A 24,232-nucleotide genomic window follows, 5' to 3' on the forward strand; every position below is an offset into this window, starting at 1 on the left:
TTATCTTTATTCTTTCCGACCCTGTCACGAGGAGTCACTGCATGACCGAGTTCACCCTTCACGATAAGCAAAGCGCACCGCAGGAAAGCCAGCAGCTGCTTGATGCTTCCATCCAGACGTTCGGCATGGTGCCGAACCTGCACGCGGTGATGGCCGAAGCACCCGGGCTGCTCGAAGGTTACCAGCAGCTTCACCAGCTGTTTCTGGACAGCAGCTTTGATGACGAAGAGACCACCGTGGTGTGGCAAACCATTAACGTCGAACATGCCTGTCACTACTGCGTGCCTGCCCATACCGGCATCGCCAAAAGCATGAAAGTCGATGATGCCATCACCGACGCGTTGCGCAATGAAACACCGTTGCCCACGGCACGTTTGGAAGCCCTGCGTGATTTCACCCTCGCCGTTGTGCGTGGCCGTGGCAACGTCGATGACAACGCCGTACAAGCATTTCTCAAGGCAGGCTTCACCCAACGTCACATCCTCGAAGTGGTTCTGGGCACGGCGCAAAAAGTCATGAGCAACTACACCAACCACCTCGCCGATACGCCGATCGATGAACCCTTCAAGAAGTTCGAGTGGCACAAGGTAAACTGAAAAAGGTACACGACATGAACAACCTGACAGCGGTCGATGAAAGCAGCTATGTCGATGAAGTAGTGGAAAGCCAAAAACCAGTGCTAATCAAATTCTGGGCACCGTGGTGCGCTCCCTGCAAAATACTTGATCCGGTGGTCGAATCCATCGCCGAGGAGCAGGGGGAGGCCCTCAAAGTGGTGACCCTCAATGTCGATGAGGCACCGGGCCTCGCCGCTCAACACGGCGTACGCAGCCTGCCTACCGTGACACTGCTCAAGGGGGGAGAAAAACTCGAAGCACTCAGCGGCGTGCAATCCAAGGCAAGCCTTGACGCTCTTCTGACTCGCCACATCCAAGGCTAAGGAGCCAGGGTATCGAGCAGCTGGGCAGCGCTTGATCGCGAACCCACGCCCTGAAACAGGTTCGCTTCACCCAGCAACGCAACATGCAGGAGTAAGGAAAGCATCATGCTGACATTTTATTATCACCCGACCCCGAATCCGCGCAAAGTCGCTCTGTTCCTCGAAGAGGCCGGACTGCCGTTTACGCTGGTACCCGTGGACACCGCCACAGGCGAACAACACGATGCGGCTTATCGCGCCGTGAATCCTAACGGCAAAGTGCCGGCCATCGACGATGACGGCACCCTGGTATTCGATAGCAACGCCATTCTTCTCTATCTGGCGGAAAAAACCGGCAAGTTTCTTGGCGACCCGGCAGATCGCGGCGACCTGTTGTCGTGGCTGATGTTCATTGCCACCGGTTTGGGCCCTTTCTCCGGCCAATCGGTGCATTTTCACCGTGTGGCGCCAGACAACATCCCCTACGCACAAAGCCGTTATCGGAAAGAGACCGAGCGGCATTACGCTGTGCTCAATAAGCACTTGAAGGGGCGTGACTTCATCGTCGGCCACACCTTTACCATTGTGGACATCGCCGCATGGGCCTGGGTCGATCGCGCCGCGTTAACCTTGGGTGAGGAACGCTTGGGTGAATATCCGGAAGTGGAACGCTGGTTCCAGGCGATAGACGCTCGGCCGGCCGTCGCCCGCGCGCGCCTGATAGGTCAGGATATTGAATTCAAAACGCCCGGCGACGAGGATTCTCGACGCGCGCTTTATCCCAGCAATTATCCGGATTAACGCTCACGCCACCGTGTCTTTGCGTAGCGCCTCCAGGGATAACGCCATGTCCTCGGCCAAAGCATGCACCGCGGCACTGTCGACATCGCGCTGGGCAAAGGAGCGCAGCCCCATCACCTCGGCCTGCAACCGCCGGCCGAGACGGGTGGGGTCCAGCTGGCTATCCAGCTCTCCCGCCCGCTGGGCTGTCGCAAAGCGATCAATAAAACGTGTTTCCATGCCTGCCAGCAACGCTTCAGCCTTATCCCGGGCGGCCTGCTCCCGTTCGCCCAGTTCCAACAGGCTCTTGACCAGCATGCAGGCACGGCTGGGCAGCTCTTGATCGCGAAGCCCGCCAAGCCGGCGCAAATAGGCGGCCAGCCCCGCCAACGGTGACGCCTGGGCACTCAATATGCGTTCGAGCTCAATCAGCGCCAGCCGGGCATAGCGCTCCAGCGCCTCCTCGAACAGCTGGCCCTTGCTACCAAACGTGGCATAGATGCTGCCCGGACGCATATCGAGCGTGCGCTCCAGGTCTTTCAGCGAGGTGGCATGAAAGCCCTTGTGCCAGAACAGCTGCAAGGCGCGTTCCAGAGAATCCTGCCGGTTGTGAAGCGTTGCGCGAGACATGTCCCCTTCCCGTTACGACAGAGCCGCGAAACAACACGGCAACCAAAAAATTGAGTTATCGCTCAATGTTATCTTGCTTGAGCGCTCGATCAAAACCGACTGGCGGGGCCCGTGTCATGGCTTATGGCGTGCGCGAGGAAAAACTTAGCGCCGTGACCGCCAGCAGAATCAGCCCGATCCCCACAAGCTGGATCGCGGACAGGCTCTCGTTTAACACCATTACCCCGAACAGCGATGCCGTGACCGGCTCCACCATGGCGACAATGGAGGCCACTGCCGGTGCGATATGGTTAAGCCCGATGATATACAGAATAAACGACAAGCCGGCGCCCAGTCCCCCCAGTAAAATGAACAGCGGCAAGCTTCTGTCACTCAACACCGCCAAGGTCTGCTCGGCATCCGCTAGCCACAAAAGAATAAACACAAGTACCGCCAACGCGATAACCAGAATCGACTGAGGGCTGCCATGAGGAGCCGCATACTTGAAGCCGAAGATAAAAACGGCATAAGACAGCCCGGCAAGCAGCCCCGCGATGCCGCCCACCAGGGTAACACTGCCCGCCCCGACAGCATAAACCCGGGTCAATAGTACAATGCCCAGCATAGTCATGACGATCGCCCCCCACTTGGGCAACGTGGGGCGTTCCAGCTCAAGGGCAAAGGAAACGCAATAGACAAACACCGGAGCGCAGTACATCAGCGTGGCGGCCACTGCCACGTTGCCCTCGGCGATGCTGATAAAATAGAAGGTAAAATTGCCGGCCACACCCAAACCGGCGATGACCGAACCACACCATAGCCGACGGCCGAGCAGCCCGCTGCCGTGCGGACGCAGCGCCAGCCAGATGAGCACAAACACCAGCCCAATCGCGCCCCGGTACAAAGAGACCACAAGCGGCTGCCAGCCGTCGGCTATCAGCAGGCCGGCAATGCCGCCGGAAAGCCCCCAGGCCAACGCGGCCAGCATCACAAACAACGTGCTCAGACCTGACATGGCGCCTCCCGGGGACGATGGCAAGACCCCCGTTTTGCCTGACGTCGGGCAGTGACACCTATGGCTCTGGCGTTCGCCTGCCGCAAAGCAGGAATCAACCGAGGGTGGATGTTCTGCCTGAAAGATAGACGGATCGCGGATAAAATTGAAAACAAGGCACAGTCGGCAAAGGATTGTGCCTGCTTCTCGAGACGGCCACCCGTTATGGCCTAATAAGGATGCCCCATGTTTCCCACGACATCGCCGTCGATTATCGTGTTCGACGTTAACGAAACACTGCTTGATATCACCCACCTCGAACCGGTGTTTGGTCGCGTCTTCGGCGATCGGCTGGTTCTACGGGAGTGGTTTGCGCAGCTGGTGCTCTATTCGCAGACCATGACGCTTTCCGGCCTCTATACGCCTTTCGGTGAGCTTGGTGTGGGGGCGTTACGGATGGTCGCCGACATTCATCAGGTCAACGTCACCGAGGCAGATATTGCAGAACTGAAGGAACGGATGAGCACGATGCCGGCCCATGCCGACGTTGTCCCCGCGCTCACCCGGCTGCGCGAGGCCGGATTCCGGCTGATGACGCTGACCAACTCGGCCGGCAGTGCCTCGCCCACCCCACTGCAAAACGCAGGACTCAACCACTTTTTCGAACGCACGTTCAGCATCGAGACGGTAGGGAAATTCAAACCGGCTCCTGAAACATACCGTCTGGTCGCTGAGGCGTTATCTGTCGAGACGTCAGACATGTGCCTCGTCGCCTGCCACTTATGGGATACCCTCGGTGCTCAGGCGGCTGGCTGCCGTAGCGCCTTTCTCGCACGCCCGGGCAACGCCGTTTTGCCGGCAACGGGGGTACCGTTGCCGGATATTGTCGCCCCGGACCTGACCGCTCTGACCGACCGGCTGACGGGGGTGATATAAACGTAGCGCATCGGCCAAACGACGCTTTAAGACAACTCATTGTCGTCTTTTGTACATTTATGGCCACGCATCCAGGGGATACTCCCGGCAACGTTTCGCAAGGAGTTCCCCATGAACCGTAATGTCATCCTGACCTGCGCCGTAACCGGCGCGGGCGATACCACCGGCAAAAATCCCAACGTGCCGGTAACACCCCAACAGATTGCCGACAGCTGCATCGAGGCCGCCCGGGCCGGTGCCAGCATCGCGCACATCCACGTGCGCGATCCGGAAACCGGCGGTATCAGCCATTCCACCGACCACTTTCGCGAGGTCATGGAACGGGTCCGCGAAGCAGATACCGACATCGTCATGAACATCACCGCCGGCGGCGGCGGCGACTGGATTCCGGACGTCGAAGACCCGACCCGCGGCGGCCCCGGCACCGACATCCAGACCCCGGCCCAGCGCCACGAGCCGGTGGGTGAGCTGCTCCCGGAACTCTGTACCCTGGACTGCGGCAGCCTCAACTTCGGCGATATGGTTTACGTCAACACCGCCGACTGGCTACGCGAGCACGCCCGCCTGGTTCAGGCCGCCGGGGTCAAGCCGGAGCTGGAATGCTTCGATCTGGGCCACGTCTGGTTCGCCCGCCAGCTGCAGCAGGAAGGCCTGATCGATGGCGACCCGCTTTATCAGCTGTGTCTGGGTATCCCCTGGGGCGCGGAAGCCGATCCCGAAACCATGCTGGCCATGCGCAATAAGCTGCCGCAAGACGCCAACTGGGCCGCCTTCGGCATCGGTCGCCATCAGATGCCCATGGTTGCCCAGGCAATGTTGCTGGGGGGCCACGCCCGAGTCGGCCTGGAGGACAACCTCATGCTCAAGAAAGGCGAGCTGGCCACCAACGGCGGCCTGGTCGAGAAAGCCGGCGGCATCATCGAGAACCTCGGCGGCCGCGTCATGACGCCGGCCGAGACCCGCGCGCACCTCAAACTACGCGACCCGGCCACCGGCCGGACCGTCGGAACAGCCGCAGGAGGTGACGCATGAGCCAGCAGAACGGGAACAAACAGTTAAGCGTTATCGGCACCGGCGTCATCGGCAACGGCTGGATCGCCCGGGCGCTGGCCCAGGGCTGGGACGTGGTCGCCTTCGATCCGGCTGAAGGTGCCGAGGCGCGCACTCGAACCTTCGTCAAAAGTGCCTGGCCGGCGCTTGAAAAGCGGGGGCTGGCCGAACGCGCCGACCCCGCGCGGCTGACCTTCGTGGACAGCCTGGATGCCGCCGTTGGGGGCGCCGATCTCATTCAGGAAAACGTCCCCGAGCGTCTTGAGCTCAAGCGTGAGATTTTGGCCAAGCTGGACGCCGCCGCTGCGCCGGAGGTGATCATCGGCTCGTCCACGTCGGGCTTCAAGCCCAGCGACTTGCAGCGGGACTGCCTGCAAGCGCCGGGGCGCGTGATCGTCGCCCATCCCTTTAATCCGGTTTACCTGCTACCGCTGGTGGAGCTGGTGGGCGGTGAGGCCACCCGCGACGACCATACCGGCACCGCCCAGAGACTCTACCAGTCGTTGGCCATGCGCCCGCTGATCGTGCGTCGCGAGATCGAAGGGCATATCGCTGACCGGCTGATGGAAGCGCTGTGGCGCGAAGCGCTGCATCTGGTCAACGACGGCGTGGCCACTACCGAGGAAATCGACGCCGCCGTGGTCTACGGCTGCGGCCTGCGCTGGTCGCTGATGGGCACCTTCCTGACCTTCCATCTGGCCGGCGGCGAGCCGGGCATGCGCCATATGCTCGAGCAGTTCGGGCCGGCGCTGAAGCTGCCCTGGACCAAACTCGAAGCGCCGGAGCTCACCGATGAACTGATCGACAAGGTCGTCGAAGGCTGTGAGTTTCAGGCCGCTGGCCGGCCCGTCGCCGAGCTTGATCGGCGCCGCGATGATTTCCTGGTCGAAATGCTCGACCTGGTGCAGAAGTACTGGCCCGAGGCAGAAGGCCTGGAGGGGCGCATCTGATGGCATTACTCGAGACCCGCGTCGCCCCGGAATGGGTCGACTACAATGGCCACATGAACGACGCCGAATACGCCCGCGTCTTCTCCCAGGGCGTGGAAGCACTAATGGACGCCATCGGCCTCGACGAGACCGGCTGCCGGCGGCATGGCTACACCATCTACACGCTGGAGACCCACCTTTGCTATCGGCGCGAGGCTCACGAGGGTCAACCGCTCAACGTCGAAGCGACGGTGCTCGACCGCGACGCTAAACGTGTGCATGTGTTTTTCGAAATGCGTGACGCCGAAAACAATTTACTCGCTACCAGCGAGCAGATGCTGATGGGCATCGACAGCGACGCCGGCCGGCCAGCGCCCTTCCCGGCGCCCGTCGAGGCCGCCATTGGCCAGCTTCCGAAGGCTGCGCCAGACGCCTGGCCGCCGCTTGCCGGGCGTCGCATCGGGCTGCCCGCTAAGCGTTGACGTATGGCCTGCTTAGCGAACCTGTCGGGGCGAACAGCCGTAGCGCTGGCGAAACGCCCGGGAGAAGCTGGGGCTCGACGCGAAGCCGCACGCCAGACCCACCACCAGCACATCAAGATCGGTTTCGGTTAACAGGTAGTGCGCTTGCTGCAGGCGCAGATCCAGATACCAGTCGCGAGGCGAACGGCCTAGCTCGTGCGCAAAAATGCGCTGCAACTGGCGCAGCGAAACCCCGCTGCGCCGTGCAATATCGGTCAGGGCTAATGGCGCTTCCAAATGACGCTCCATCAGATCCACCGCCTCCACCAGCCGAGCATTGTGGGTATCAAGTCGTCGTGCCAGGGTCATCCGCTGCTGATCATGGCGCGTACGCATACGCTCATGGACCAGCTGTTCGGAGACGTCGATGGCCAAACGCTGCCCGTGGCGGCGGGCGATAACGTCGAGCGCCATATCCATGGCGGCGGTACCCCCGGCACACGAGAAACGCCGCGCCCCGAGTTCAAAAAGTTCGTTTGAGGTGGCAATCGCCGGAAAGCGTTCCCGAAAGGACGGCAGGCTCTCCCAGTGAAGCGTGACGCGCTCGCCGTTCAATAGCCCCGCCGCCGCCAGCGGGAAACAGCCGGTATCGATCCCGCCCAGCACGCAGCCGGTAGCGGCCAGCCGGTGCAGCCAGCGCTTCAGAGCGCGGCTCAGATAACGTTCGGGATCGAAACCACTACATAAAGCCAGCGACGGTAGATGATGCACCGCGTCAATGGCTTGATCAGCGAGCAGCGTCATACCGTTGGAGGCGGTCACGGGACTACCATCTTCGCTGATCAGCCGCCAATCAAAGAGCGGCCGGCCGCTAATACGATTAGCGATTCGCAGCGGCTCGACAGCCGAGAAGAAAGCCATCATCGAGAAGCGCGGCAATAGCAGGAAACCGATTAGCTCGGGAGTCGGACCGGAATAGTCGAGGCGCATGGGACAAGGTGTCAGGAAGGCTGCGAGCCGCCCATCATGGCCGTCTCACTTCGCCTGAACAAGTAAAGGGTTCAAACAATCGCACGTCGCCCTTTGTTCTTATGGATTCACTTCACCACCCAGACTCTACCGCGGGCATGTGAGCCGCTCATGGCATGTGGGAACGGCCTCATGCAGAGTAGAAGCTGGATCTATCGACAAGAGGAACCATTATGATCACAACATTCACGAAACAACGCTGGCTAATGGCGGGGGCGCTGTCTACCGGCCTGTTCGCCCTGGCCACCCTACCCACCGCACAGGCGGCACCGTCCGAGCAGCCTACGCTCGACGAAATCCGCTTTGGCGTGCCGCCCTGGCCGGGCATCACGGTCAAGAGCGAAGTCGCCAGCCAGCTGCTCGAGGCACTCGGCTACAGCACCCGGCAGCGCCAACTGGCGGTCAGCATAATCCTCAACTCAGTCGCTGAGGGTGATCTCGAGGTGTATCTTGCCGGCTGGTATCCGCAGGAAGCCGATATGCTGGCACCGCTACTCGAGGATGGCACGATCATTGAAATCGTCGATAACGTGCCCTCGGCACTGACGGGCATCGCCGTCACCGAGGATGCCTGGCAGGCTGGCGTGCGCAGCATTACCGATCTGGACAAGCACGCCGATCGCTTTGAGCGCCGCATCTACGGTATCGAGGCCGGCTCGGGGATCAACGATGCCGTCCTCAGCGTCATCGACGATGATCTGTTCGGTCTTGGCGACTGGCAACTGCAGGAATCCAGCAGCCCCGCGATGCTCGCCCAGGTGGGCCAGCAGATCGAAGCTGGCGAGTGGGCAGCCTTCATCGGCTGGCGGCCGCACTGGATGAACGTCACCTACGATATGCATTACCTGAAGGACGCTGACGATTCCGGCGCGGCCGAGCTCGAAGGCCGTGTCGCAACCGTCGTGCGTTCCGACCTTGCTGAGCTGGACCCCAACGTCGCGCATTTCTTCAAGCAGTTCGTGGTGGGTAGCGAGATCCAGAGCGAATGGGTCAACGCGTACTCTCGTGATGAACGCGCGGCCGAGGAAGTCGCCAGCGAGTGGATTGCCGAACACCAGGACACCGTCGCCGAATGGCTCGACGGCGTCACCACCCACAACGGCGAGCCCGCCATGGAGGCGATACGCAACCAGCTGTAGTGATCCGCCGGCCTGGTACCGCCTCGGTGCCAGGCCCACGGCTTCCCAAGACCCTACCCCTAGAGGAAGGTGAGCCCCAGGCTGATAATCCCCCCCGTGATAAACAACAGCACCAGACAATACCCCATGATGTCCTTGGCCTTCAGGCCGGCGATGGCTAACACGGGAAGCGCCCAGAAGGGTTGCAGCAAGTTGGTCCAGGCATCGCCCCATGCCACAGCCATGGCTACGCGTGGAATTTCAGCGCCTAATGCCTGAGCGGCGGGAATCATGACAGGGGCTTGAACAGCCCACTGACCACCGCCAGAAGGCACAAAGATATTCACCAACCCGGCGCTGATGAAGCTCCAGAATGGCAATGACCTTTCGGTAGCGATAGAAGCAAAGCCGCTGGAGATCGTGGCCGCAAGGCCGGATTGGATCATGACCGCCATGATGCCGGCATAAAAGGGGAATTGGATGGCAATCCCGGCACCGCCCTTGATCGCCTCATTAAGGCTGTTGAGCAGCCGGCGAGGTGTCTGGTGCAACACGATAGCCAGGAACAGAAACATGAAATTGACGATGTTCAGGTTCAACCCGCCGCCCTTAACAAAATATTGGAACAGGAAAGCGAGCCCGGAAAAACCCACCAACCAGGCTAAGACGCGACTATTCTCAAGGTGCTCGGCCGGCCGTGTGATCTCAGGGTCACCTTCATACGCTTCCTCAAGATTTTTCGGATCAACGAAGGTGCTTTCCTCCTTCGGCGGCAACATCAGCCGGTTAACCAGAGGGACAACAAGAAACAGAGCGATCACGATGGCCAGGTTAAAAAAGGCAAAGATGGTTTGGTCGGTCCCGATAATCCCGATCATATCCTGGGAAAAGTGCCCTTCCGTGGCGATAGTCAGAGGAATGGAGCCCGCCAAGCCAGCGTGCCAGACAACAAAGCCCGAGTAGGCGCTGGCTACCAGCAGTGGGTAGTGCACCTGGATGCGACGCGCCAGCGCTTTCGCGAACAGGGCACCGACGACCAGCCCGAAGCCCCAGTTAATCCAACTTGCTGCCAAGGCTACGAACGTAACTAAAAGAATGGCCTGTCCGGGAGAACGGGCGAGAGTCGCAAGCCTGTCCAGCATACCCTTGACCAGCGGCGTGTTAGCGAGCATAAATCCGGTGACTAGCACCAGTAGCATCTGCATGGAGAAAGTGAGCAGGTTCCAGAACCCCTCACCCCACATGGTCACTACGGCTGCTGGCGATTGCCCCTCGACCACCATGGCAGCGATAAAGGCCGCCAGCGTGAGGAGCAGCACAAAAATATAGGGATCCGGCAGATAACGTTCGACGAGCCGAACGAAGGGTTTAGACACGCGATTCAACATGAGTAACTCCGATTATTATGGTTGTGGAGCAAAGGAGCATCTGGACAACAGCCTAAATCAACAAACTTCTCCGTGATGAGGCATTGCTGTATGACTGTTCAGGCGACACGCTGTAGCGACCTTAATCAGCCGGAGATATGCATTTCCGGGACATGCTCGGGAATCACGAGCTTGCCCGCTGTTTTTTCGACAATTTCGTCGACGCTGACGCCCGGCGCGCGCTCCTTGAGGACAAAAGCGCCTTTTGTGACTTCCAGATAGGCCAGGTCCGTCAGCACTCGCTTGATGCAGCCAGCGCCGGTAAGAGGCAAGGTGCATTCCGAGAGCAACTTCGATTCCCCCGATTTGGACGCGTGCGTCATGGTGACGATGATATTGTCAGCCCCGGCCACCAGATCCATGGCACCGCCCATGCCCTTGACCAGCTTCCCCGGTATCATCCACGAGGCGATATTGCCGTTAACGTCGACTTCGAACGCGCCGAGAACGGTAAGATCAACATGGCCACCCCGGATCATCGCGAATGATTCAGCTGAATCGATAATGGACCCACCCGTACGCACCGTAACCGTCTCTTTGCCGGCGTTAATCATGTCGGGGTCCAGTTCGTCTTCGGTGGGATACCGGCCCATACCCAGAACGCCGTTTTCCGACTGAAGCATCACTTCGATGTCGTCGGGAACATAGTTGGCGACCAGGGTAGGGATGCCAATGCCCAGATTGACGTAGAAACCGTCTTCCAGTTCGCGGGCGACGCGTTGTGCCATTTGTTCGCGAGTAAGTGCCATTGTCCGATCCTCGTGTTGTGCGTGGTATTCAGCTACCGGTTTTCTGTTATGCCCTGACCGTGCGCTTTTCGATCCGCTTTTCGAAAGATCCCTGGATCAGGCGATCAACATAGATACCCGGCGTCTGAATCTGATCGGGATCAAGCATGCCCGGCTCAACGATTTCCTCGACTTCGACGACGGTAATTTTTCCGGCCATCGCCACCAGCGGGTTAAAATTCCGGGCAGTCTTGCGGTAAATCACGTTGCCGTAAGTATCGGCCTTCCAGCCTTTGACGATGGCGAAATCGCCGAGGATGGCTTCTTCAAGGACATAGTGACGATCGCCGAACTGACGGATTTCCTTACCTTCAGCAACGGGAGTGCCATAACCGGTTGCGGTATAAAACGCGGGGATACCGGCGCCACCGGCACGCATACGCTCCGCCAGATTGCCCTGGGGGGTGAGTTCTACCTCCAGGTCGCCTGCCAACAGCTGCTTTTCAAAAAGTGCGTTTTCACCCACATAGGAAGCAAGCATCTTCCGAATCTGGCGATCTTCCAATAGCAGCCCCAGACCGAAACCGTCCACGCCGCAATTATTGGACACCACGGTCAGATCGCGGGTACCGCGACGCTTTACTTCCGCGATCAAATTTTCCGGAATACCACAGAGGCCGAAGCCACCGGCCAGCAGGGTCATGCCATCCTCAAGCCCAGCCAGCGCGTCCTGGTAACTGCTTACACGTTTATCGAATCCGGCCATGGAGCCGCCTCCTCATGTCGCTATTTTTTTATGGGGTTAGTAGCCCGAGTCTCATGCTGCCCAACTTATTTGTTAAGTTTGTTTTTACAATTGATTAATTTGTTATATTAAACAATGGAGTCAGCAGAGTGGGGTGATAGATGACCGTGAAGCAGATTCGAGCCTTTCTGGCGGTGGCTCAGACGTTGAGCTTTGTACAGGCCTGTGAACGTCTGCACCTGTCACAACCGGCATTAAGCTTGGCGATTAAATCGCTGGAAGAAAATCTGGGAGGGCAGCTATTCAACCGCACGACCCGAAGCGTTCGGCTGACCCCGGAAGGCGAAGCACTGCTACCATTAGCGCGCCGCTTGATCACGGACTGGGACAACGCACAGGAGGAGTTACAACAACGCTTCTGCCTGGATCTCGGGCGGGTGACGGTGGCGGCGATACCCTCATTTTCTGGAAACCTGCTGCCAGCCATTCTCAAAACATTCCGCACTAACCATCCGGGCATCAGCATCAAGATTCAGGATGTGATCAATGAACAGGTCATCGAAATGGTCCAGGTTGGCGATGTAGAACTGGGGCTGGCGTTCGAACCTCATGCAGTCTCAGGTCTGCATTTTACCCCCTTGTATACCGACCGATTTGTGGCGGTGGTTCCCGGCAATTCTCCTTTGGCGCAGGCCCACCATGTGCGCTGGGAGCATCTGCTGGAGGAGCCATTCATCGCCCTTCAACGCCCATCGGCCGTGCGCTATATGCTCGAGGATGCCTTGGTGGCTTTAAACCGAACGCTGCCTGTCGAACTCGAAAGCCACCAGCTGACAACCGTGGCTCGCATGGTAGCCAGCGGATTAGGCGTGAGCGTGGTTCCAGCGCTTTGTGTGAGTCAGATGGAAGCACTCGGAGCCCGCTGTTTACCGCTGCACGATCCTACGGTTGAGCGCCCTTTCGGTGTTCTTCAACAGCCCGGCCATGAACTGTCGGTGGCCGCACGAGCCCTTTTTGATACGCTGCTCGCAACACAGTGGCGATCTCAAATTCCCGATGCAACGCACTTGTAGGGTAGAAAAATCCACGGTCGCGCTCTTGAATTCAAGAAAACAGCCCACCTCACATGGGAGGCCAGAGACGCATCCTCGCGTTTGACCGCTACGCCAGCCTCTACCATATTGAAAACGGAACCTGCACCCCCGTCGCTCAGTAGAGGCCAACAATGAAAACAACAAAATCCACGCGCTTGTCTGCGGTTATTCTTGCTTCGCTCGCCATGGGAACCGGGCTTGCGTCGTTCGCTGCCTCAGCCCAGGAAACCTATACGGTGGGGATCGAGTCTTCCTTCCCGCCATGGGCCTATGTGGAAGGCGGTGAATACAAAGGGATTGCCATTGATGCCATGGAAAAGATCGCGGATGAGGCCGACATGGACATCGAATTTAAAGACATGCCGTTTCCGTCCTTGATTCCGGCGCTGGCGGCGGAAAAAATCGACATGCTGGCCACCGGACTAACGGTCACCGAAGAACGCAGCAAAGCGATTGACTTCACCATTCCCTGGTGGGAAACCAACGATGTGGTGGTAGTCCCCGAAGACTCCGACCTCAACGTCTTCACCGCCGTATGCTGCGGCTCGAAAATCGGCGTACAGGGCGGCTCATCCCAGCAGGCATGGCTGGAAGAGAACATCGTCAACCCCGGTGACATCGACATCGAGCTGGCCAAGTACGATAGCTATGTTACCGCCGTGGACGACATGGCTATCGGCCGGATAGGCGCCGTCATCGTTGATGACACCTCGGCTCAGGAGTATATCCAAGCGGGTAAGCCGGTGAAGATCGCGGGCAAGATCTATATTCGTGCGCCGCTGGCGCTGGCCGTCAGCAAGGGCGACCCGCAGGACGTTCTGGGCAAGCTGAATCAGGGCATTCTCGCTATTTATGAGTCGGGCGCCTGGCAGGATATCGTGCATGACTACATCCCCAACATCACCGTCCCCACCATCCCCGGCAACATGCCCGATTACGTCGATACCTATCAAAAGCCGATTAAAGGCTTGCCCGACCTCGGGAACGAATAAATAACCTACAGGAGCGCCCGTTGCCGTTAAGGCAGCAGGCGCTCCTTTCGTGACGGAAGCGCTGATGGATATTTATGACGTTCTGCTGCGAGACTTTCCTTTTTTACTGAAAGGGCTGGGCGTAGCCCTCGTGTTGCTCGCCCTGCTGCTGGTGATGGGTTTTATTCTGGGCCTGGCTATTTGCCTGATTCAGCTCTATGGCCCCCGCAGCCGGTTCATCCAGTGGCCGCTGATTGCCTACGAGCGGGTTTTTCGCGGCATCCCGATCATCATCATGCTGTTCATCTTCTATTATGGAATGTCGGGCCTTCTGGACATCACCTCCTTTGGCGCGGCCGTACTGGCGCTTGGCTTTCGCTCTAGCGCTTATCAGTCGCAGATATTTCGCAGCGCCTTTCAGTCCGTTCCTGCAGGGCAAATGATGGCGGCGCGCGCCATGGGAATGTCCAAGCTCAAGGCGATTCGTCATATCCTGTTTCCTCAGGCCGCACGGCATGCCATCGGCCCCTGGACAAATGAGTTCTCCTCGGAGATCAAGGAGACGTCGCTAGCCTATGTGATCGGCGTCGTCGAGCTGACCCGGCAGGCCCACTACATCATCACCAGCACGCAGGGTAACGTCCTGACCGTGTTTGCCGTTGTTGCCCTGCTTTATTTCATCGTTAACCGCGCCGGCAATAGCGCGCTATATGCGTTCGAGAGAAAGCTCGCCGTGCCGGGCTTTGAAAAATAACGCTGGAAAATAGCGTTGAACAATAACAAGGAGGAACGGTGAATGTCGGAGAGTCTGATTCTGGATGTGCGCAACGTGACCAAGCGTTACGACAGCCTGGAAGTCCTCAAGGGCATTACCCTGGGGCTCAACAAAGGCGAAACCAAGGTGGTGATAGGCCCCTCAGGCTCTGGCAAGAGCACGCTGCTACGCTGCATTAATCATCTGACCACGCCGGACTCGGGCGAGATTTATCTGGACGGTGAAGAAATACGAGACGCCAACATCAACGCCATGCGAGCGCGCATGGGCTTTGTTTTCCAGGACTTCAACCTGTTCTCGCACCTGAACGTGCTCGACAACGTGCGAATCTGCCAGATGAAGGTAAAAGGGGCTGACAAAAAAGCCGCGACACATCGCACAGAACAGGAACTTGCCAGAGTGGGGCTGGAAGAAAAAGCGGGCGCCTACCCGGCTGAGCTATCGGGCGGCCAGCAGCAACGCGTCTCCATCGCCCGCGCATTGGCCATGGACCCAGTCGTACTGCTGTTTGATGAGCCGACCTCGGCGCTGGACCCCGAGCTGACCGGTGAGGTGGTACGGGTCATGCAGCAGCTGGCCGCCGATGGAATGACGATGGTGGTGGTCACCCATGAGATGAGCTTTGCGCGTCAGGCGGCGGACGAAATCATCTTCATGGAAAATGGCCATATCGTGGAGCAGGGCAGCCCCGATGCCATGTTCACCAGCGCTAACAATGAGCGGACCCGCGCTTTTCTCAACGTCATCGCCGATCATGGGTGAGTGCTATGCCGGAATTTATCACCTTTGGTATCAAGTGGTTGCCCGAATTACTCAAGGGCGTCCCCATCACGCTTTCGCTCTGGATCATCGCCATCACGCTGGGTTTTTTCCTTGGCTTGGCGCTGGCGTGGGCCAGAGTTTATGGCAACCGCGTGTTTTACTGGTTAAGCACGGTCTACATCGAGCTTTTCCGCGGGACGCCAATGCTGGTGCAGATGTTCTTCATCTACCTCGGGCTGCCCCGTTTCGGCATTGTGTTCGATGCCTTTACCGCGGCGGTTATTGCCATCACGCTCAACAGCGCGGCGTATCAAGCCGAATATTTTCGCGGCTCAATCCTTTCCGTGCCCAAAGGCCAACTGACCGCCGCGCGGGCCTGTGGCATGACGCAGTGGCAAGCCATCCGCTGCATCATGCTGCCCCAGGCGCTGCGGCGTGTTCTGCCCCAGTGGTCCAACGAGGCCATCGTCGAGCTCAAGTTTACCTCCATCGCCTACACCATCGGCGTCGTGGAGATCACGGCGCTCGCGTCGGATATCGGCTCGCGTACGCTGGATTTCTTTCAGATATTTCTTTGGGCGGGCCTGGTCTATCTCGTGCTGACGTCGAGCGTTGCCAGCTTCCTTGGCTGGTTGGAACGCAAGACGTACGTGCCGGGTGTCACCAACGTATAGCGGCGCGGCTGGCGTATCGGAGCGTTTCAGTTGCGTATGCCAGGAACCCGACCTAATCTCAAAAGGCCTACCTCAACCCATAACAATAACTGCCCCGGGAGTCACTCCATGATGGTTTCTCACCTCAAGCCTCTGGTCGCGGCGATGCTGCTGAGCCCGCTACTGCTGAGTGCGGCGCAGGCCGCCACTACCGTCAACCTGAGCTATAACGGCGCGCCGGACCCGGACAAAAACGCGGTGCACGCGTTCGCCACGAATCTCGAAACGCTGGTGGAAGAGAAGACCGGCGGCGAGATCAAGCTCAAGCTTTACCCTAACAGCATGCTGGGCGAGGAGCAGGAGCGCATGGAGCAGGTGATGAGCAGCCCCTCGCTCAACGTCGCTTCTTTCGCCGGCATGTCGCCGGTGGTGCCCGAGATCTATGTCAGCGCCATTCCGTTTCTGTTTGACGACTTCGACGATGCGCGTAGCTTCTTCGACAACGGCGATTACTGGCAACAGGTGCAGAGCGACCTGAACGAGCGCGCCGGATTAAAACTGCTGGCCGTGGTCGAGGAAGGCGGCTTTCTGGCCTTCACCAACAACAAGCGCCCCATCGCCTCCCCCGACGACTTCGAGGGCCTGCGCTTTCGCGCCATGGACCCCAGTCAGGTCGCGCTGTACGAGGCCTTCGGCGCCTCCGGCACGCCCATCCCCTGGACCGAGACTTACATGGGACTGAAGACCGGCGTTGCCGACGGCCAGATGAATCCGCCGATGTACATCATCCTCGGCAGCCTGGATGAGGTGCAGAAATACCTGACGCTGGCCAATATCCAGTATTCCGATCAGTTCCTGGTCGGCAATGCGGCGATGATCGACGGCTGGGACGACGACCTGCGCGAAGCCTTCCTTGAGGCAGTGCAGGAGGCCAACGACAAGGCCCGGAAGTACAACGAAGGTAAGGTCGATGAACGCATCGCCTATCTCGAAGAACAGGGCATGGAAGTGATCCGCCCCGACGAGGAGCAGCTCACCGCCTTCCGCGAGCTGGGCCAGCCGGCGTATCTGGACTGGCTGAGCGAGCAGGATATCGACCAGAACTACATCGACATGGCGCTGGAAGATGCAGGGTTTGAGAAAAAGGGTGAAGAAAAGAACGATAGCGACAGCGACAGCGAATGACGCAATTTCTGCGCTGGCCGGCCACCTTGGTCCAGCGGCTCGCCCTGTGGCTGGCCAGCGCCATGCTGGCCATCGACCTACTCGCCATTCTGTACGGTGTGTTCACCCGCTATGTGGCCGGCGGCGCACCGATATGGACCGATGAACTGGCCCGCTACCTGATCATCGGCGCGGTGATGCTGGCGATGGGCACCGTGTGGATAGAGGGCGGTCACATGCGCGTGGCGCTGATCGAGCGGTTGCTGCCCCGAGCGCTGGGCCGGCTGCTGTCGTGGTATCAATGGCTGCTGACGCTGGCACTGGCCCTTGGGGGCGCCTGGGTCAGCTACCGCTATGCCCAGTCGGTGTCCATGTTCACCAGCCAGGGGCTCGGCATCAGCCGCACGGTGCCGGTCATGGCGATGCCTATTGGCTTCACCCTGCTGGCGCTGCTGGCTCTCTGCCACGGCCCCAGGCCGCTGCCAACGCTTCATGATGAGACAGAAGAACCAAAGCCGGAGACAGCACCATGACGCTGGCCATGCTGGCAGTTTTTTTGATCCACGTGCTGCTTGGGCTACCGCTGTTCATTGCCTTGCTGACCACCGCTGTGGTCGGCTTTTTCTTCGTCGACCCGAGCATGATCCCGCGGATGATGCCACAGCAGTTCTTCGGCGGGATCAACGCCTTCGCGCTGATGGCCATTCCGCTGTTCATCCTCGCCGGTAACCTGATGAATGCCAGCAAGCTGACCGACCGGCTGATGGCACTGGCGCGGCTGTTAGTCGGCCATCTGCGTGGCGGCATGGGCCACGTTAACGTGGTTTCCAGCGTGTTCTTCGCCGGCGTCAATGGCTCAGCGGTGGCCGACACCTCGGCGCTGGGCTCATTGCTGGTGCCGGCGATGCGCAAGGAAGGCTACTCCACCGCCTTTGCCGCCGGGCTGACCGCCGGCAGCTCGTTGATCGGCCCAATCATCCCGCCCAGCATTTTCATGATTCTCTACGCCTCGCTGACCAACACCTCGGTGGGCGATCTGTTTCTCGCGGGCGTTATTCCCGGCCTGTTGCTGGGCGCTGCGTTCATGACCATGAACGCCGTACATGCCTGGCGCATCCGGCTGCCCAAGCGCGGCGGCTGGCCCAGCAAGCGCGAGCTGGCCGTGACTGCCCTCGGCGCACTGCCCGCGCTGATCGCCCCTTTCATCATCGTGGCGGGCATCGTCATGGGGGTGGTCACGCCGACGGAGTCTGGCGCCCTCACCGCGCTCTACGTGGCGCTCTACGGCGTGGTCGCCGGTAACCTGACCCTGTCGGGGCTATGGAAAGCGGCCGTCGACACCACCCGGCTGACCGCCGCCATCTTTGTCATCATGGCCGCCTCAAGCATCGTCAGCTGGCTGCTGTCTTACGCCCAAGTGCCCAGCCAGTTCGTCGAGCTGCTCACCCCCTACATCGACAGTCCGGTAATCATCCTGCTGCTGCTAAGCCTGATTACCTTCGTCACCGGCATGTTCATGGAAGAAGTCTCCGCGCTGATGCTGCTCACGCCGATCTTCGCCCCCATCGCCATGCTGGCCGGTATCGACATGGTGCATCTGGGCATTATCATCACCCTGAACATCACCATCGCGCTGATCACTCCGCCCATGGGCGCCTGTGTTTATGTGGCCGCGGCGGTCAGCCGGCTGGAAATCACCGCGCTATTTCGTACCATCTGGCCCTTCGTCATCACCGCGCTGGTCGTGCTGATGGCGCTGATCCTGTTCCCCTCACTGGCTCTGTGGCTTCCCACCACCCTTGGATGATTTCATGACCGACCCCGCACAGTGGGTATCAACGCCTATTCCTTCACTAGCCGAACCCGACTGGCCCGCGCTCTCGCGCCTGCCGATTACCGGCTCCGCCGAGCGGCTGGTGCCGATGAGCCTGGCGCCGCCGCCGATACGTGTGTTTCCTGCCTACGCACGCCTGGGCGTTCCCGACGCGGTCAACGAATGCTACCTGCGCGAAGGCGTTTATCGCCGCCTGCTGGCCGTGGCCCGCTCGCTGCCCCAGGGCCTGACCCTGCTGGTGCTCGACGGCTGGCGCCCCTGGCGCGTGCAGCAATACCTGTTCGAGACGCTCTCTGACAGCATCCGCGACGCCAGCCCCGGCATCGATGAACAGGCACTGCTTGAGCGCACCCGCGAGTTCGTCTCGCTACCCAGCCGTTCTCCCGACGCCCCCAGCCCGCACCTGACCGGCGGCGCGGTTGATGTCACCCTGTGTGATGCCGACGGCTTACCACTAAACATGGGCACGCTGTTCGACGAAGCCGTCCCGGCCTCTCATGCCGCCGCGCTGGAAACGCAGGCGACGGCTCAACTGCCCAACTCGGCCCGCGATAATCGCCGCCTGCTGTACCACGCCATGCTGGCCCAAGGCTTCACCAACCTGCCCAGCGAATGGTGGCACTTCGACTACGGCGACCAGCTGTGGGCGCATTATCACGGTCACGCCCAAGCGCTATACGGCCCGGCAGAACTCGACACCATTGAAAACCGCTGGCGTCGGCAGCTATAACAGCAATTCTTCCGCACGTCCGTTCTCCGCCATACAATCCCATCATACAGTCAGGTGTTTTTATCATGTCCAAACGTATTCAGTTTTCGCACACCGGCGGCCCCGAGGTGCTCGAGTTCGTTGATGCGCCCCCCGTTGCCCCCGGCCCCGGTGAAGCGCGGGTGAAAAACGCGGCCATTGGCCTGAATTTCATCGACATTTACGTGCGTACCGGCCTGTATCCCACACCGTCTCTGCCCTCCGGGCTGGGTAGCGAGGGCGCCGGCGTGGTCGATGCCGTGGGCGCAGGCGTGACGCACCTGCGTGAAGGCGACCGGGTGGCCTATGCGCAGGGGCCACTCGGCGCTTACGCGCAGTACCATACGCTGCCGGCCGACAAACTTGTGTCACTGCCCGACGCGGTGAGCTTCGAGACAGCGGCAGCCTGCATGCTCAAGGGGCTAACCACCCAGTACCTGCTGCGCCAGACGTATCCGCTCAAGGGCGGCGAAACCATCCTGTGGCACGCCGCGGCCGGCGGAGTTGGCTCCATTGCCTGCCAGTGGGCGCGTGCGCTGGGCGTGCGCCTGATCGGCACCACCAGCTCGCCGGAAAAAGCCGCACTGGCGCGCCGCAACGGCGCCTGGGAAGTAATCGACTACAGCCGTGAGAACGTGGTTGAGCGAGTGCGCGAGCTGACCGACGGGGCCATGTGCGATGTGGTCTACGACTCGGTGGGCAAAGACACCTGGGAGACATCGCTTGACTGCCTCAAACCGCGCAGCCTGATGGTCAGCTTTGGCAACGCCTCGGGCGCGGTAGACGGCGTTAACCTGGGCATTCTCAACCGGAAGGGCTCGCAGTTTGTCACGCGCCCCAGCCTCAACGGCTACGCCGATACCCGCGAGCGCCTTGAAGGCATGGCCAGCGAATTGTTCGCCATGCTCGAAAGCGGCCAGGTGAAGGTCGACATCGCCCAGCGCTACCCCCTGGCTGAGGCAGGCGAGGCGCAGCACGCGCTGGCCGAACGCCGCACCACCGGCTCAACCATTCTGCTGCCATAATTCGCCCAAGCGCCTTCACTCGCTCGGCGGCGAAGGTTCATCCAGCATCGCCCGAGTATGCTCGCGCTGCTGGGTTATCGCGTCGTCCAGCACGGCCAGCAACTTTTCGTAGTCCGCCGGCATTTGCTCATCCATGCCGGCGGCTTCAACGCGGGCGAGGGTTTGCTGGGTATCGTTGATGACGGCCTGAAGCTCATCAATCACCTGCTGGTGGTTATCGGGGGTCATGGCGCTCCTGAAGCAGTGAAGATTTGGAGAAATGGACTCGATTTTTCTGATTCTGTCAGCGCGAGCGCAACGTGGCGACCTTATATGCCTGTGCTGGCAAACCGCGAGATACACCAGCCACAGAATATTTACACCAGCTACAAAGGTACTCTCACCGGGCATGGTACCGCCCTCGTATAAGTCTGCTTCAGCGATATGGATTGTAGTGGCATAGTCAATTTGGCCAGCTGGTTTTGAGTGTATGATCACTCCGAGAGAAAATCAGGTGGACATGATGACCAAGAGAAGAAATTTCAGCCCGGCATTTCGTCTGGAAGCGGCGCAACTTGTCGTTGATCAAGGCTATACGCTGAAGGCAGCTTGCGAGGCCATGGGGATAGGCAAAACCACCATGGAATCCTGGGTTCGCAAGCTACGCGCAGAGCGGGCAGGCAATGCGCCGCAAAAAGGTGAAGCGCTGACACCTGAGCAGCGTGAAATTCAGGATTTAAAGCGGCGGCTACGGCGATCTGAGGAAGAAAAGACCATCCTAAAAAAGGCTACCGCTCTCTTGATGTCCGACTCCCTGAGCAATTCTCGTTAATCGAGCGACTTGAAGAGAGCTATGCGGTGCAGCGCTTGTGTAGCGTATTTGGGGTGCACCGCAGCAGTTACCGCGCATGGCGTAACAGAAATACGGTACCAAGCCAGGAAGAGCGAGCCCTGCTGCAGCGAATCGTCGATACCCATGCAGCCAGCAAGGGCTCTGCAGGGGCGCGGAGCATTGCCAAGATGGTGACCCAAGCAGGAGTGCCGCTGAGCCGCTACCGTGCCGGAAAACGGATGAAACGGCTTGGGTTGGCGAGCACACAGCCGCCGCGCCATGCCTACAAAAAGGCGATGCAGCCGCACCTGGCTATTCCGAATCGGCTCGACCGGCAGTTCGATGTAAAGACGCCCAACAAGGCTTGGACTGGTGACATCACCTATATTTGGACTGGATCACGCTGGGCGTATTTGGCGGTGGTTATTGACCTTTTTTCACGCAAGCCGGTGGGCTGGGCGATGTCGCCGTCACCGGACACAGAGCTCGTTAACAAGGCGTTGATGATGGCGTATGAATCTCGCCATGAACCCAAGAGCGTTCTTTTTCATTCGGACCAAGGTTGCCAATACACCAGCCTGGGTTTCCGGCAATGCCTCTGGCGCTATCAGATGACACAGAGCCTGAGTCGCCGAGGGAATTGCTGGGATAATGCGCCAACGGAACGCTTTTTCAGAAGCCTGAAAACAGAGTGGGTACCAGCAACGGGCTATCTCGATATGGCGGCGGCGAAGCAATCCATCACTGAATATATAATCAGCTACTACAGCTGCCTCAGGCCGCACACACATAACGATGGGCTGCCACCGAATGCGGCAGAAACGACATACTGGAATGCTCAAAAGGCCGTGGCCAAAAACACTTGACCACTACAGTCGCGCAGCAGAGCTGCCTTTACACCCGGTTTTTGGGTGCTCCTACAATCAATGAGTGCGGCACTGGGCAGGTGTTGTAAGAGGCCGGCTTTTGCCGGGCGAAGCAGGCCTTGGCCTGCCAAGTCGTGCCACCGTGACTTCCGCCACAACACCACATTCGCTGAATAAATTCAGCTCCCACAACATCACTGCCCAAGCATCTGCTGCGTATGCTCGCGCTGGCGGGTCACGGTGTCGTCCAGGATGGCCTGAAGCTCGTCGATGACCTGCTGGTGGTCGTCCGGGCTCATGATGGCGGCTCTTCATTGGTAACGGCATAGCCCTTTGCATTCAAGCCCAGCAGCGCTTGTATACGTTCACCGCCCTGTATCGCGGTACGCTGCAGGGTATCCCAGCTATCCGGCGGATGGCCTTTTTCCAGCATTTTGTAAAACGTGGTGTAGGCATCGTGTTTGCTGCCATAGGCGCGACGGGTGGAGGCGTCGTTGACCCACGCATAGATCAGAACTTTGTGGGCAAGGTCGTAACGAAAAAACAGCCGGTACTGCTGGTAAAACTTGGCCCGGCACCAGTGGCTATGCGCCGGGCCCAGCGTATTGCCCTGACGATACTGAGCCCCCTGCGGGTTTTGCGGGATATCCTCCAGCACCAGCTTGACGATCGCCGCCAAGCGCTTGGTGGCGGGCCGGCTGCGATACCCGCCCGGGTCTTTAGCTGCCAGCTGTGTGACCCGTTCGGTCAGCGCCTCGACCTGCTCAAGAAACAGCGGGTGGGCATAGATTGTCCATCCGTTGATGGCAAGCGGGGTCATTCGTCATCGTCTTCGGGCAGGGCTTCGTCCAGGTCTGGCTCCATGCCCGCCGTTAGCCGCTGGGCTTCAGCAAGGCTTGACGCCGTGACCGGGCGAATATTCTGCGGGTGAGCCTGCATATCCTGCTCAAGGAAGGCCAGAAAGCTGGCCATGGCCGGGTCCGGCGAACGCTCAGCGCGTGACATCACCACCTCGCCGTTGCTGCGCACCTCATAACGAATACGGTCGCGGCGGCCCAGGTGCAGCGCCTTGCGGATGGACGCCGGAACGGTCGTCTGGTTCCGGTCCGTCAGGGCAGAGCTATCTTCTATGGTGGCTGCTTGCATAGTGGCTTGGGATTCAGTGGCCGTGTTCATCATCGCCCCCTTTGATGGCAATGCAAAAACAATGCATTAAAGGTAATGCAGATGCATTGGGGTGTCAAGCAGCGAGCTTTCGTTGGCAACGCTCAGGACGAAGCAGGCAGGGTTCACGGACTATGCCACTACAATGCCGTCGCGCAGCAGAGCTGCCTTTACACCCGGTTTTTGGGTGCTCCTACAATCAATGGGTGCGGTGCTTGTAGTGGCGTAAGAGGCCGGCTTACCCATACCCCGGGCACAAGTGTAGTGGTTCAATGAAACCGGGCACTCACATGGGTGGTAAGATCGCCACCCCGAACGAGGTGTCTGATGACCAGAAAACGACGTTCCTTTTCCACGGAATTCAAGCAGGAAGCTGCCAGCCTGGTGCTGGATCCGACGCTTCATCAGCAAGTAGATGACACCATCGCGCAGCTAAAACTGGACGATACGGGAAATCGTCATAAAAGGGCGACTGACTTTCAGGGCTTCGTGGAAGGCGACTACACAGCGGAATTCCTACGCAAACGCTCGCCCTTTGTGTACCGGGAAGCCATGCGCCAAGGGCTGCTGACATAGCTCAGGGTTCAGGAGTCAAATTGGCTGAGCGCTGTCGCCGTCAACGGACACAAGGCTCGTCACT

General features: G+C 59.5%; 29 protein-coding genes. 20 read left to right on the forward strand and 9 right to left on the reverse strand.

Going from position 1 to position 24,232, the window contains the following annotated elements; genetic code table 11:
* Positions 1 to 41: 41 nt before the first annotated feature.
* From B5495_RS08305 to B5495_RS08315, 3 genes are all read left to right on the forward strand, one after another.
* On the forward strand, positions 42 to 596 hold the full coding sequence (locus B5495_RS08305) for a carboxymuconolactone decarboxylase family protein (protein ID WP_079552885.1): 555 nt from the start codon (positions 42 to 44) through the stop codon (positions 594 to 596).
* On the forward strand, positions 578 to 940 hold the full coding sequence (trxA, locus tag B5495_RS08310) for a thioredoxin (RefSeq protein ID WP_422821993.1): 363 nt from the start codon (positions 578 to 580) through the stop codon (positions 938 to 940). Before B5495_RS08305 ends, trxA begins: the two co-directional genes overlap by 19 nt.
* Before the next feature lie 105 nt (positions 941 to 1,045).
* Positions 1,046 to 1,720: a glutathione S-transferase family protein gene (locus B5495_RS08315; RefSeq protein WP_079552888.1), complete on the forward strand. Its 675-nt coding sequence runs from the start codon at positions 1,046 to 1,048 to the stop codon at positions 1,718 to 1,720.
* 3 nt (positions 1,721 to 1,723) lie between these two features.
* Here the strand turns inward: B5495_RS08315 and B5495_RS08320 are convergent, their stop codons facing one another.
* Positions 1,724 to 2,329, reverse strand: a complete 606-nt coding sequence (locus B5495_RS08320; RefSeq protein ID WP_079552889.1) for a TetR/AcrR family transcriptional regulator — start codon at positions 2,327 to 2,329, stop codon at positions 1,724 to 1,726.
* Positions 2,330 to 2,450: 121 nt separating this feature from the next.
* On the reverse strand, positions 2,451 to 3,323 hold the full coding sequence (locus B5495_RS08325; protein ID WP_079552891.1) for a DMT family transporter: 873 nt from the start codon (positions 3,321 to 3,323) through the stop codon (positions 2,451 to 2,453).
* A gap of 225 nt (positions 3,324 to 3,548) precedes the next feature.
* On the opposite strand from B5495_RS08325, the gene B5495_RS08330 reads away from it, so the two are divergent.
* The 4 genes from B5495_RS08330 (at position 3,549) to B5495_RS08345 (ending at position 6,699) form a co-directional block, all read left to right on the forward strand.
* Entirely contained in the window at positions 3,549 to 4,238 is a 690-nt protein-coding gene (locus B5495_RS08330) for a haloacid dehalogenase type II (RefSeq protein ID WP_079552893.1), read from the forward strand.
* Positions 4,239 to 4,349: 111 nt separating this feature from the next.
* Positions 4,350 to 5,270 (forward strand): beta-keto acid cleavage family enzyme, encoded by a 921-nt coding sequence (locus B5495_RS08335; RefSeq protein ID WP_079552895.1) that lies wholly within the window; start codon positions 4,350 to 4,352, stop codon positions 5,268 to 5,270.
* A complete protein-coding gene (locus B5495_RS08340) occupies positions 5,267 to 6,238 on the forward strand; it encodes an L-carnitine dehydrogenase (RefSeq protein WP_079552897.1) in 972 nt (323 codons plus the stop codon). Before B5495_RS08335 ends, B5495_RS08340 begins: the two co-directional genes overlap by 4 nt.
* Positions 6,238 to 6,699: a thioesterase family protein gene (locus B5495_RS08345; RefSeq protein WP_079552898.1), complete on the forward strand. Its 462-nt coding sequence runs from the start codon at positions 6,238 to 6,240 to the stop codon at positions 6,697 to 6,699. Before B5495_RS08340 ends, B5495_RS08345 begins: the two co-directional genes overlap by 1 nt.
* Before the next feature lie 12 nt (positions 6,700 to 6,711).
* Here the strand turns inward: B5495_RS08345 and B5495_RS08350 are convergent, their stop codons facing one another.
* Complete coding sequence (locus tag B5495_RS08350) at positions 6,712 to 7,668, reverse strand: GlxA family transcriptional regulator (RefSeq protein ID WP_079552900.1); 957 nt, start codon at positions 7,666 to 7,668, stop codon at positions 6,712 to 6,714.
* 212 nt (positions 7,669 to 7,880) lie between these two features.
* Between B5495_RS08350 and B5495_RS08355 the strand changes: the two genes are divergently transcribed.
* Positions 7,881 to 8,846: an ABC transporter substrate-binding protein gene (locus B5495_RS08355; protein ID WP_079552902.1), complete on the forward strand. Its 966-nt coding sequence runs from the start codon at positions 7,881 to 7,883 to the stop codon at positions 8,844 to 8,846.
* Between the two features lie 59 nt (positions 8,847 to 8,905).
* Here the strand turns inward: B5495_RS08355 and B5495_RS08360 are convergent, their stop codons facing one another.
* From B5495_RS08360 to B5495_RS08370, 3 genes are all read right to left on the reverse strand, one after another.
* Positions 8,906 to 10,213 carry a short-chain fatty acid transporter gene (locus B5495_RS08360; protein ID WP_079552904.1) on the reverse strand — a complete coding sequence of 436 codons (1,308 nt, stop codon included), beginning with the start codon at positions 10,211 to 10,213 and terminating at the stop codon, positions 8,906 to 8,908.
* Positions 10,214 to 10,338: 125 nt separating this feature from the next.
* Complete coding sequence (locus B5495_RS08365) at positions 10,339 to 11,001, reverse strand: CoA transferase subunit B (RefSeq protein WP_079552906.1); 663 nt, start codon at positions 10,999 to 11,001, stop codon at positions 10,339 to 10,341.
* Between the two features lie 46 nt (positions 11,002 to 11,047).
* Complete coding sequence (locus B5495_RS08370; RefSeq protein WP_079552908.1) at positions 11,048 to 11,746, reverse strand: CoA transferase subunit A; 699 nt, start codon at positions 11,744 to 11,746, stop codon at positions 11,048 to 11,050.
* A gap of 140 nt (positions 11,747 to 11,886) precedes the next feature.
* Between B5495_RS08370 and B5495_RS08375 the strand changes: the two genes are divergently transcribed.
* From B5495_RS08375 to B5495_RS08420, 10 genes are all read left to right on the forward strand, one after another.
* The gene (locus B5495_RS08375) at positions 11,887 to 12,798 is read left to right on the forward strand and encodes a LysR family transcriptional regulator (protein ID WP_079552910.1); all 912 of its coding nucleotides are present in this window, start codon (positions 11,887 to 11,889) and stop codon (positions 12,796 to 12,798) included.
* Between the two features lie 152 nt (positions 12,799 to 12,950).
* Positions 12,951 to 13,811 (forward strand): ABC transporter substrate-binding protein, encoded by an 861-nt coding sequence (locus B5495_RS08380; RefSeq protein WP_079552912.1) that lies wholly within the window; start codon positions 12,951 to 12,953, stop codon positions 13,809 to 13,811.
* Between the two features lie 64 nt (positions 13,812 to 13,875).
* Positions 13,876 to 14,544, forward strand: coding sequence for an amino acid ABC transporter permease (locus tag B5495_RS08385; RefSeq protein WP_269457151.1), 669 nt, complete (start codon positions 13,876 to 13,878; stop codon positions 14,542 to 14,544).
* Positions 14,545 to 14,586: 42 nt separating this feature from the next.
* Complete coding sequence (locus B5495_RS08390) at positions 14,587 to 15,327, forward strand: amino acid ABC transporter ATP-binding protein (RefSeq protein ID WP_079552916.1); 741 nt, start codon at positions 14,587 to 14,589, stop codon at positions 15,325 to 15,327.
* 5 nt (positions 15,328 to 15,332) lie between these two features.
* Positions 15,333 to 16,001: an amino acid ABC transporter permease gene (locus tag B5495_RS08395; protein WP_079552917.1), complete on the forward strand. Its 669-nt coding sequence runs from the start codon at positions 15,333 to 15,335 to the stop codon at positions 15,999 to 16,001.
* 108 nt (positions 16,002 to 16,109) lie between these two features.
* Positions 16,110 to 17,165 (forward strand): TRAP transporter substrate-binding protein DctP, encoded by a 1,056-nt coding sequence (gene dctP / locus B5495_RS08400; RefSeq protein WP_079552919.1) that lies wholly within the window; start codon positions 16,110 to 16,112, stop codon positions 17,163 to 17,165.
* Complete coding sequence (locus B5495_RS08405; RefSeq protein WP_079552921.1) at positions 17,162 to 17,677, forward strand: TRAP transporter small permease; 516 nt, start codon at positions 17,162 to 17,164, stop codon at positions 17,675 to 17,677. The genes dctP and B5495_RS08405 overlap by 4 nt, the downstream gene beginning before the upstream one ends.
* Entirely contained in the window at positions 17,674 to 18,951 is a 1,278-nt protein-coding gene (locus B5495_RS08410; RefSeq protein ID WP_079552923.1) for a TRAP transporter large permease, read from the forward strand. The genes B5495_RS08405 and B5495_RS08410 overlap by 4 nt, the downstream gene beginning before the upstream one ends.
* A gap of 4 nt (positions 18,952 to 18,955) precedes the next feature.
* The gene (locus B5495_RS08415) at positions 18,956 to 19,708 is read left to right on the forward strand and encodes a M15 family metallopeptidase (protein ID WP_172824542.1); all 753 of its coding nucleotides are present in this window, start codon (positions 18,956 to 18,958) and stop codon (positions 19,706 to 19,708) included.
* Between the two features lie 65 nt (positions 19,709 to 19,773).
* Positions 19,774 to 20,751 carry a quinone oxidoreductase family protein gene (locus B5495_RS08420; protein ID WP_079552925.1) on the forward strand — a complete coding sequence of 326 codons (978 nt, stop codon included), beginning with the start codon at positions 19,774 to 19,776 and terminating at the stop codon, positions 20,749 to 20,751.
* Between the two features lie 15 nt (positions 20,752 to 20,766).
* Here the strand turns inward: B5495_RS08420 and B5495_RS08425 are convergent, their stop codons facing one another.
* Positions 20,767 to 20,979: a hypothetical protein gene (locus tag B5495_RS08425; RefSeq protein WP_079552927.1), complete on the reverse strand. Its 213-nt coding sequence runs from the start codon at positions 20,977 to 20,979 to the stop codon at positions 20,767 to 20,769.
* Between the two features lie 274 nt (positions 20,980 to 21,253).
* Here B5495_RS08425 and B5495_RS08430 point away from each other — a divergent pair.
* A protein-coding gene (locus B5495_RS08430) for an IS3 family transposase (RefSeq protein WP_154045301.1) occupies positions 21,254 to 22,428 on the forward strand; the annotation gives its coding sequence in 2 pieces (ribosomal slippage) (positions 21,254 to 21,509 and positions 21,509 to 22,428; 1,176 coding nt in all).
* A 295-nt stretch (positions 22,429 to 22,723) separates the two neighbouring features.
* Here B5495_RS08430 and B5495_RS08435 read toward each other — a convergent pair.
* Positions 22,724 to 23,248: a type II toxin-antitoxin system YhaV family toxin gene (locus B5495_RS08435; RefSeq protein ID WP_079552929.1), complete on the reverse strand. Its 525-nt coding sequence runs from the start codon at positions 23,246 to 23,248 to the stop codon at positions 22,724 to 22,726.
* Positions 23,245 to 23,604 carry a type II toxin-antitoxin system PrlF family antitoxin gene (locus B5495_RS08440; protein ID WP_231897140.1) on the reverse strand — a complete coding sequence of 120 codons (360 nt, stop codon included), beginning with the start codon at positions 23,602 to 23,604 and terminating at the stop codon, positions 23,245 to 23,247. The genes B5495_RS08435 and B5495_RS08440 overlap by 4 nt, the downstream gene beginning before the upstream one ends.
* Before the next feature lie 315 nt (positions 23,605 to 23,919).
* Between B5495_RS08440 and B5495_RS08445 the strand changes: the two genes are divergently transcribed.
* Positions 23,920 to 24,168, forward strand: a complete 249-nt coding sequence (locus B5495_RS08445) for a transposase (RefSeq protein WP_079552931.1) — start codon at positions 23,920 to 23,922, stop codon at positions 24,166 to 24,168.
* Positions 24,169 to 24,232 lie beyond the last annotated feature (64 nt).

This window comes from Vreelandella subglaciescola, from assembly GCF_900142895.1.
Lineage (GTDB): Bacteria > Pseudomonadota > Gammaproteobacteria > Pseudomonadales > Halomonadaceae > Vreelandella > Vreelandella subglaciescola.

Coding starts and splice junctions, on each gene's coding strand:
- B5495_RS08305 (WP_079552885.1), top strand. CDS start 42: ATGACCGAGTTCACCCTTCACGATAAGCAAAGCGCACCGCAGGAAAGC.
- B5495_RS08315 (WP_079552888.1), top strand. CDS start 1,046: ATGCTGACATTTTATTATCACCCGACCCCGAATCCGCGCAAAGTCGCT.
- B5495_RS08320 (WP_079552889.1), bottom strand. CDS start 2,329: ATGTCTCGCGCAACGCTTCACAACCGGCAGGATTCTCTGGAACGCGCC.
- B5495_RS08325 (WP_079552891.1), bottom strand. CDS start 3,323: ATGTCAGGTCTGAGCACGTTGTTTGTGATGCTGGCCGCGTTGGCCTGG.
- B5495_RS08330 (WP_079552893.1), top strand. CDS start 3,549: ATGTTTCCCACGACATCGCCGTCGATTATCGTGTTCGACGTTAACGAA.
- B5495_RS08335 (WP_079552895.1), top strand. CDS start 4,350: ATGAACCGTAATGTCATCCTGACCTGCGCCGTAACCGGCGCGGGCGAT.
- B5495_RS08340 (WP_079552897.1), top strand. CDS start 5,267: ATGAGCCAGCAGAACGGGAACAAACAGTTAAGCGTTATCGGCACCGGC.
- B5495_RS08345 (WP_079552898.1), top strand. CDS start 6,238: ATGGCATTACTCGAGACCCGCGTCGCCCCGGAATGGGTCGACTACAAT.
- B5495_RS08350 (WP_079552900.1), bottom strand. CDS start 7,668: ATGCGCCTCGACTATTCCGGTCCGACTCCCGAGCTAATCGGTTTCCTG.
- B5495_RS08355 (WP_079552902.1), top strand. CDS start 7,881: ATGATCACAACATTCACGAAACAACGCTGGCTAATGGCGGGGGCGCTG.
- B5495_RS08360 (WP_079552904.1), bottom strand. CDS start 10,213: ATGTTGAATCGCGTGTCTAAACCCTTCGTTCGGCTCGTCGAACGTTAT.
- B5495_RS08365 (WP_079552906.1), bottom strand. CDS start 11,001: ATGGCACTTACTCGCGAACAAATGGCACAACGCGTCGCCCGCGAACTG.
- B5495_RS08370 (WP_079552908.1), bottom strand. CDS start 11,746: ATGGCCGGATTCGATAAACGTGTAAGCAGTTACCAGGACGCGCTGGCT.
- B5495_RS08375 (WP_079552910.1), top strand. CDS start 11,887: ATGACCGTGAAGCAGATTCGAGCCTTTCTGGCGGTGGCTCAGACGTTG.
- B5495_RS08380 (WP_079552912.1), top strand. CDS start 12,951: ATGAAAACAACAAAATCCACGCGCTTGTCTGCGGTTATTCTTGCTTCG.
- B5495_RS08385 (WP_269457151.1), top strand. CDS start 13,876: ATGGATATTTATGACGTTCTGCTGCGAGACTTTCCTTTTTTACTGAAA.
- B5495_RS08390 (WP_079552916.1), top strand. CDS start 14,587: ATGTCGGAGAGTCTGATTCTGGATGTGCGCAACGTGACCAAGCGTTAC.
- B5495_RS08395 (WP_079552917.1), top strand. CDS start 15,333: ATGCCGGAATTTATCACCTTTGGTATCAAGTGGTTGCCCGAATTACTC.
- dctP (WP_079552919.1), top strand. CDS start 16,110: ATGATGGTTTCTCACCTCAAGCCTCTGGTCGCGGCGATGCTGCTGAGC.
- B5495_RS08405 (WP_079552921.1), top strand. CDS start 17,162: ATGACGCAATTTCTGCGCTGGCCGGCCACCTTGGTCCAGCGGCTCGCC.
- B5495_RS08410 (WP_079552923.1), top strand. CDS start 17,674: ATGACGCTGGCCATGCTGGCAGTTTTTTTGATCCACGTGCTGCTTGGG.
- B5495_RS08415 (WP_172824542.1), top strand. CDS start 18,956: ATGACCGACCCCGCACAGTGGGTATCAACGCCTATTCCTTCACTAGCC.
- B5495_RS08420 (WP_079552925.1), top strand. CDS start 19,774: ATGTCCAAACGTATTCAGTTTTCGCACACCGGCGGCCCCGAGGTGCTC.
- B5495_RS08425 (WP_079552927.1), bottom strand. CDS start 20,979: ATGACCCCCGATAACCACCAGCAGGTGATTGATGAGCTTCAGGCCGTC.
- B5495_RS08435 (WP_079552929.1), bottom strand. CDS start 23,248: ATGACCCCGCTTGCCATCAACGGATGGACAATCTATGCCCACCCGCTG.
- B5495_RS08440 (WP_231897140.1), bottom strand. CDS start 23,604: ATGAACACGGCCACTGAATCCCAAGCCACTATGCAAGCAGCCACCATA.
- B5495_RS08445 (WP_079552931.1), top strand. CDS start 23,920: ATGACCAGAAAACGACGTTCCTTTTCCACGGAATTCAAGCAGGAAGCT.